This window comes from Nocardia sp. NPDC004260, from assembly GCF_053603155.1.
The window spans coordinates 1-6622 of sequence record NZ_JBSGEZ010000151.1; the positions used below are offsets into that span (position 1 = coordinate 1).

The 6622-nt window shown below is 68.0% G+C and carries 8 protein-coding genes; all 8 read left to right on the top strand.

Annotation, left to right across the window (positions count from 1 at the left end; genetic code table 11):
- Positions 1-486, top strand: a 486-nt coding sequence (locus ACWEO7_RS37530; protein ID WP_452430378.1) for a hypothetical protein, incomplete at its 5' end; no start/stop codon positions are given.
- Positions 483-674 carry a hypothetical protein gene (locus ACWEO7_RS37535; RefSeq protein ID WP_452430379.1) on the top strand — a complete coding sequence of 64 codons (192 nt, stop codon included), beginning with the start codon at positions 483-485 and terminating at the stop codon, positions 672-674. The genes ACWEO7_RS37530 and ACWEO7_RS37535, both read left to right, overlap by 4 nt.
- 160 nt (positions 675-834) lie before the next feature.
- Positions 835-2826 carry a ParB/RepB/Spo0J family partition protein gene (locus ACWEO7_RS37540; protein ID WP_452430381.1) on the top strand — a complete coding sequence of 664 codons (1992 nt, stop codon included), beginning with the start codon at positions 835-837 and terminating at the stop codon, positions 2824-2826.
- A 304-nt stretch (positions 2827-3130) separates the two neighbouring features.
- Positions 3131-3577: a hypothetical protein gene (locus tag ACWEO7_RS37545; RefSeq protein ID WP_452430383.1), complete on the top strand. Its 447-nt coding sequence runs from the start codon at positions 3131-3133 to the stop codon at positions 3575-3577.
- Positions 3578-3668: 91 nt separating this feature from the next.
- The gene (locus tag ACWEO7_RS37550; RefSeq protein WP_452430385.1) at positions 3669-4100 is read left to right on the top strand and encodes a hypothetical protein; all 432 of its coding nucleotides are present in this window, start codon (positions 3669-3671) and stop codon (positions 4098-4100) included.
- A gap of 93 nt (positions 4101-4193) precedes the next feature.
- A complete protein-coding gene (locus ACWEO7_RS37555; protein ID WP_452430387.1) occupies positions 4194-4934 on the top strand; it encodes a DUF2786 domain-containing protein in 741 nt (246 codons plus the stop codon).
- An 88-nt stretch (positions 4935-5022) separates the two neighbouring features.
- The gene (locus tag ACWEO7_RS37560) at positions 5023-5505 is read left to right on the top strand and encodes a hypothetical protein (protein WP_452430389.1); all 483 of its coding nucleotides are present in this window, start codon (positions 5023-5025) and stop codon (positions 5503-5505) included.
- Positions 5506-5733: 228 nt separating this feature from the next.
- Positions 5734-6576, top strand: coding sequence for a hypothetical protein (locus ACWEO7_RS37565; protein ID WP_452430391.1), 843 nt, complete (start codon positions 5734-5736; stop codon positions 6574-6576).
- The last annotated feature ends 46 nt before the right edge of the window (positions 6577-6622 follow it).

Here is a 6622-nt window from a genome sequence, read left to right on the forward strand (position 1 = left end):
GACGCCGTCTCATTTCAGTCCTCGCAGGACAAGCAACAAAAGCGTTCCCCGGAGGTCCCAGCCATGAACGAAGGTAGTGCTATCAGCACCACCGAGACCCAGCAGAATAGCCCCACCGCCGAACCCCGGCGCGACACCGAAGACCGGTTCATCACTGCAAGTTGGCCGGTCGGCCCACGCAACGAGTCCGGAGAGCAGAAGCGCGCGACGCTGAAAGTCATGCACCACAAGGGCACCGGCTACCGCGCGATTCTCGCCACCATGCACGAGACCATCCACGCATACGGCGTCAGTCAGCGGATGAACCTCAGTTTCAGCCGACGCGAGGTCACCATTGCCACGCTCCCCGCCCCGCGCTTCAGCCGAAAGGCTTTCGAGGAGTTCTACACCACCGCACTCGCCAAGTTGCGGGGACGGTTCCAGAGCGACGACGAAGCCGTCACCACCTATTTCGACCCGGATTCGCCGGTATTCGACTATGCGTGACCATTCCCGACAAGCCGCCCGGCAGAAAGGAAACACCCAGGGTGCGCGAGAAAAAGCCCTCACTCGGCCAGCTCAAACAGTGGGTATCGAACGGAATCGCCGAGGCCACAGACGGTTGCCAGGTCGAGCCGGACGGCACGTGCGAGCACGGCCGCCCGTCGTGGTTGCTCGAACTGGGCTACATCTAAGCCCGCCGACCCACAGCCGATGAAGGCCCCCAGCCGATCGGCCCGCAGCCCGCCGGGCTGACACCGATCAAGCGCAAACCCAAATCAGAAACACCAAAGCACCGGGCGGAGGGTACCCGCCCGGTGCTTTGACCCTCCACCATAGGAGACAAGCACCATCATGACAACCAGCACCATCGAGCCGCGCACCGTCGACGCCGAACAGGCCCCCGTCGACCAGGCCCCCAACACGACCCAGCCCGACACGACCGCCCCTGCCGACACCGAGCCCGAAGCCGCCACCGAGCCTGAAGCCGAACCGGCCGCAGGCGGATACACCATCTCCGAACTCCGGGAACGACTCGCCGCCAGCCCATCGGGAAAGCTCGTGATCGATGTGCACCCCGACGAGGTCACCATCGGCTACAACGTCCGTAAGTCGCAGGTGACCGTCAAGAGACGCACCATCAATTCGGTCAAGGAACACGGCTTCGTCCAGGAGCCGCCCGCCTACATCAACGCGGACGGCCGAATCGAGATGATCGCCGGTCAGCGCCGCATTCTCGCCGCCCGTGAGGCCGGTGTGGAAAAGGTCAGCATTGTGCTGAAGACTCTGTCCGGCAAGGACGCCGACGCGATCAAGGCGGCCAAGATCGAAGCGGGACTCATCGAGAACGAAGACCGCGAGGCGATGACCTCCGGTGATGTTCTCTCGGCAGTCGAAGACTATTTGGACCTGCCCGGCATCACCCCGACCAAGGCCGGGCGCAAACTCGGAATCGACCCCGCCGAGGCGCGCGCGGTCAAGGCCCTCCGCAAGTCGGAGCGCGCCCGCACGATCGCCGCCGATGGTCAGCTCAGTTTCCGCCAGGCCGAAGCCCTGATGGAATTCGAGGGCGATGACGACGCCGAAAAGCGGCTGTTCACCGCCGCCGGAAAGGGCACGTTCACCGCCGAGGTTGCCAAGCTGCGCGAGGAACGGCAGATGGACGCCGAGCGCGCCAAGGCCGCCGAGTCCTACACCGCACGCGGATTCACCATCCTCGACGAGAAACCCCACTACTGGGACCACGAGGAAACCTCCCCCCTGGAGAACCTGTATCGGCCGGACGGCAGCCCCGCCAGCACCGAGGACATCAAAGACCCGAAGCAGTGGGCGGTGTACCTCGAGCCGAGCGAGGTCGACAACCCCGAAGGCGGGGTGGACCTGTATTTCGAGCCGGTCTACCACTGCACCGAGAACGAGGCGGCGGGTCTGACGTTCAGCCGCCATGCACCGCGTACCCCGCCCGCCGAGGCAAAGAAGCGTGAAGCAGAGGAGAAGGAGAACAAGCGCGCCAACAACCGAATCGTGCTCGCGGGCAATAAGTACGCCCGCGCAGCCACCGAGAACCGGCGCAAGTTCGAGGCCGAATTGCTGGCGAAGCTGTGGGGCCGCGACGGCAAGCGGCCCCAGAAGCCCCCGGCCGGTCTGCTCGCATGGGCGGCGAAACTGCTGTTCACCGACCCCGGCATCATCAACGAGAACAACGCAATCGCCATGGCTATCGAACTGCTTGGTGCCACCGGCAAGGATGTCGACATTGCCAGGGAAGGCACGTTTTTCGATGACATGACTGACCCGCGCGCGGCCGTGATGCTGATCGGTTTGGCGCTCGGCGCGATCGAAGCCCGGATGCAGCGTCCGAACTACCTGTACCCGGAGAAGAAGCCCAAGCCCGACTACTGGCGCGTGCTGCACCCGGCGTCCGGGGTGTTCTGGACTGTCGACCTCAAGCGCGCGCCGCGCGAAATGCTCGCCCAGCTCCGAAACAGCGCGGTCGGCAAGAGCCCCGGCTACCAGCCCACCCCGCTCGAGCTGGCGCTACTCGGTGAGATGACCCTCACCGCAGCGTTGGAGGCCGAAGCCAAGGCCGAAGTCGGAGCCGCCGGAACCCTGACCGACCAGGCCAGCCAGAAGGCCGCGAAGCCGAAGGCGACCGCGAGCAAGGCGACCAAGCCCAGGCCGACGAGCAAGAAGAACGCCGCCCCGGCAGCCGAACCCGCCGCGCCGCCCACCGTCGACCCGGCCGAGGACATCCCCGACGCCGAGCCCGACCAGACGCACAACCCCGACGCCGACCAGGGCAGCGACCCAGGCGACGACTACCAGGCCGCACCACTCGCAGCCTGACCAGCCAGCGCGGGCCGGAACCACCACCACGGTTCCGGCCCGCCCCGGCCCGGCGCGGCGCGGCGCGGCGCGGCGCGGCGCGGCGGAATCGGAACTCCGCTGCGCTCCGTGCTGTGTCTTCTCGAGGCGGACAGCCCCCAGCACCCACAAGTTCCCGGCCCGGCCCGCCCGAGCACACCACCAAACCCACACCCCGCCACCCGCGCACACCGCCGGCCGCGCACACCCCCCGGCCGCCGGACCCGGCGCGGCCCCGGCGAGCACGCACCCGCGCCCTCGCCGCACCCGAGATCCCGAGGAGATCATGACCAGCCACGATTACCACGACCCGGTCTACGACCTCTACAGCGTCGTCATGACCGACACCGAGGAACCGGCGTTGCTCGTCGGCCACCTCCACAGCTCGTGCGTACTGCCCGAACCCGGCCAGCGCGTACCGATGTTCGACGAACTCACCCCCTACATCGTCGCCTACAGCCCCTACCCGCTCTACGCCCTGATCAGCCACACCGACACCGGATTCCGCCGCAGCTGGCGAATCGCCCCCGCCACCTCACACCCCGAAACCCCGTCCGTCGTCCGGCTCGACGCCGCCGACCTCACCCGATCCACCCGCGCGGCCGTCGTCTTCGGCCCCAACATCCACCCCGCGCTGCGCCTGTCCGGCATAACCCGACCCCCTTTCCGATTCCCCGTCCACGACACACCCCGTGAAGGAGAACCGAAAACCACACCACCTCAACCCCACTGACAACACGACCACGAGCGAGGCACCCGGCGACCCGGTGCCTCGCTCACACCTACCTCGCGCCCGACCGGGCGCGACACCACGAAAGGCATCCATGACTGCTCTGGTCTTCGCCACCCTCGCGGCCGCGGCCGCCTACCCACTCGGCGCGCTCACCGTCCACCAGCACCTACGCCACGCGGCCGCCCTCACCCCCGCCCAGCGGCGCACCACCGCCGCCACCTGGCCGCTGCTGCTCGCGCGGACGATACACCGCCGTCACCGCTACGCCCGCGCGGGCCGCAAATGCGCCGCCACGGCCGATTTCCTCACCCGCACGTCCGAATACGGAGGATTCGAATACGCCAGCGACGCCCGCGAATTCATCGACGCGCTCCGCGCCGCCGGGCAACTGCCCAGCTTCGGCGTGTTCCTGCGCGACACCGCCACCGGAGCGCCGTTCGACGACCCCGCCGAACCCGCCCTCACCCAGATCCGCGCCGCCGCCACCAAGGCCGACGAAATCCGCAAACAGCACGCTCGCTAGACGAAAACCACATAGCCGCAACACAATCCACGAAGGCACCGGGCGCAGGGTACGCGCCCGGTGCCTCCTTTCTACCCAGGAGATATAACCCACATGGCCACCGAACGCAGCCGCGACACCATGGCCCAACGCATCGCCCACCTGCTCAACCAGGCCGACAACGCCGCCACCGAAGCCGAAGCCGACGCCTTCCGCGACCGGGCGATGCAACTCATCGCCAAGACCGGCATCGAGGAGAGCGAGGCCCGCGGCACACTCCGCGAAGGCAACAACGTCGTCATGGCCCTGACCTTCCAGCTCACCGGGCAATTCCTTACCCAGCAGAAGATCTTGCTCATCAACATCGCCGCCGCCCTGCACTGCTCCACGATCACCATCGACAACGCCCGCAACACCAAGAAAGTGCAGGTCTACGGGGTCAAGATCCACACCGAGCGCGTGCAACTGCTGTACGGCATCCTCAACCCCCGCATGATCGCCGGTGCAACACGCCTCACCGCACCACCCGGCGACCGGCGAGGCACCCGAGCGCTGCGCCTGGATTGGATGCTCGGCTACATCAATCGCATCAACGAACGGCTCACCGCCGCCGAAGCATCCGCCGCCGCCACCCGCGACGCCGAGACCGGCACCACCACACAAGCCCTCGTGCTCGTCTCCGACCTCAAACGCGCACAGGCCGCTCTCGACAAACAACACCCCGACACCACCAAGAGCCGCACCTACCGCCGCCGCGTCCAGCTCAGCGCCTACGACCAAGGCCGCGCCGCAGGTGATCGCGCAGACCTGCTCGGCCGCACCGAACTCGACGGCCGCCGAGCCATCGGCAACTAACCCCCCTCGAGCGGACCCATCCACCGCATCACTCGGGCGCCGGGCATCAACGCATGCCCGGTGCCCCCACCATCAGGAGACACCACCCATGACCCGCAACCCCGCACCCGCCTACCAAGCCCCCGAACTCGCCAACGAACCCCAACTACTGCGCACCCTCACCCGCGTCTGCCACCAGCACGGCCGCACCGACGCCACCACACACCAAATCCTGCGCGCCGTCGTCGCCGACATCCGCCACGTCACCTACCGCCACCAGGTCACCACCGCACTCGCCGACTACGACAACAGCGACGATCCCGACGCCGACACCCTCGACATCCTCACCACGTTCGCCGCGAACGTGATCAACGCCGAGGACCGCCGACCCGCACACGCCGACTCCCCACACGCCAGCGCCGCAGAACTCGCCCCCGAGATCCGCCAGGCCATCGCCCAAGTGGTCGAAGAAATCTGGGACCGCGAAAAGGACGACTACCGCCAGCAGGCCCCCGACCACCGCGACGGCCACCCCTTCCAGGCCCTCACCCTCCTGCACCACTGGCTCGGCCCATTCAGCCCCGTCCACTGAGCACCACCCCGCCCGGCCGCAACACCGAGCCCGTTCCGGCCGGACCCGGGACACACCCACCGCGGCCGCCGGCCCGCGCCCACCCGGGGGCGCCGCCCCCGGACCCCCGCCCGAACCCCGCATACGCACCCGTGCTGCCCAGCGGGCCGCACATCCACCACGCCACTACCGAGGAACCACCATGCCCAACCCACCGCACGCCGGTGCCTCAGCCACCACTCCGGCATCATGAGCACGCTCACCACCCGCCCTGCGCTGCGGCTGATCTCGCTCGGTGCCGGAGTCCAGTCCAGCACGCTGCTGCTCCTGGCCGCCGAAGGCCGACTGCCCAAACCCGACGCCGCGATCTTCGCCGACACCGGATGGGAACCGGCCGCGGTCTACTCGCACCTCGCGCGACTGGAAACCGAGATCGCCGCACCCGCCGGAATCCCGATCTACCGCGTCCGCCGCGGCCACATCCGCAACGACGCGCTCAACCCGCACGCCCACTTCGCGCAAATGCCGCTCTACCTGCTGTTCCCCGATGGCAGCCGGGGAATGCTGCGCCGAGCCTGCACCGCCGAATACAAGATCGCCGCCATCAAACCCCGCGTGCGCGCCCTGCTCGGCTTCCCACACCCCACCCCCGTACCGGCCGGAGTGTTCGCCGAACAATGGGTCGGCTACTCCATCGACGAATCCTCCCGCGCCGCACGCGCCACCGATGACGTCGCCTACACCCGCAGCCACTTCCCGCTGCTGTTCCTACCCGGCGGCACCGGCCGCTCAGCCCACGGCTGGACCCGCCAGGACTGCGAAAGATACCTGCGGACAAAGGGATTCGAAGCGACCCCGAAAAGTGCGTGCATCGGGTGCCCGTACCACACCAACGCCTACTGGCGCGACATGCGCGACAACCGGCCCGACGAATGGGCCGACGCCATCGCCTTCGACCACGCCATCCGCCACGGCGCGGCCCGCGCCAACGCCCACGGCCAGCCACTGCGCGGACAGGCGTTCCTGCACCGCTCGTGCGTGCCTGTCGGCTGCCAGGAGGAAGGGACCACTTCGGAGCCGGTTTTGCCATGAGGATGGGACCACCCGTTTGCCACTGATGGGACCACCTGACTAGCGG

What these genes read in the sequence shown, in the direction of transcription:
- ACWEO7_RS37565 (WP_452430391.1), top strand. Translation starts at nt 5,734, where the DNA reads ATGAGCACGCTCACCACCCGCCCTGCGCTGCGGCTGATCTCGCTCGGT.
- ACWEO7_RS37540 (WP_452430381.1), top strand. Translation starts at nt 835, where the DNA reads ATGACAACCAGCACCATCGAGCCGCGCACCGTCGACGCCGAACAGGCC.
- ACWEO7_RS37545 (WP_452430383.1), top strand. Translation starts at nt 3,131, where the DNA reads ATGACCAGCCACGATTACCACGACCCGGTCTACGACCTCTACAGCGTC.
- ACWEO7_RS37560 (WP_452430389.1), top strand. Translation starts at nt 5,023, where the DNA reads ATGACCCGCAACCCCGCACCCGCCTACCAAGCCCCCGAACTCGCCAAC.
- ACWEO7_RS37550 (WP_452430385.1), top strand. Translation starts at nt 3,669, where the DNA reads ATGACTGCTCTGGTCTTCGCCACCCTCGCGGCCGCGGCCGCCTACCCA.
- ACWEO7_RS37555 (WP_452430387.1), top strand. Translation starts at nt 4,194, where the DNA reads ATGGCCACCGAACGCAGCCGCGACACCATGGCCCAACGCATCGCCCAC.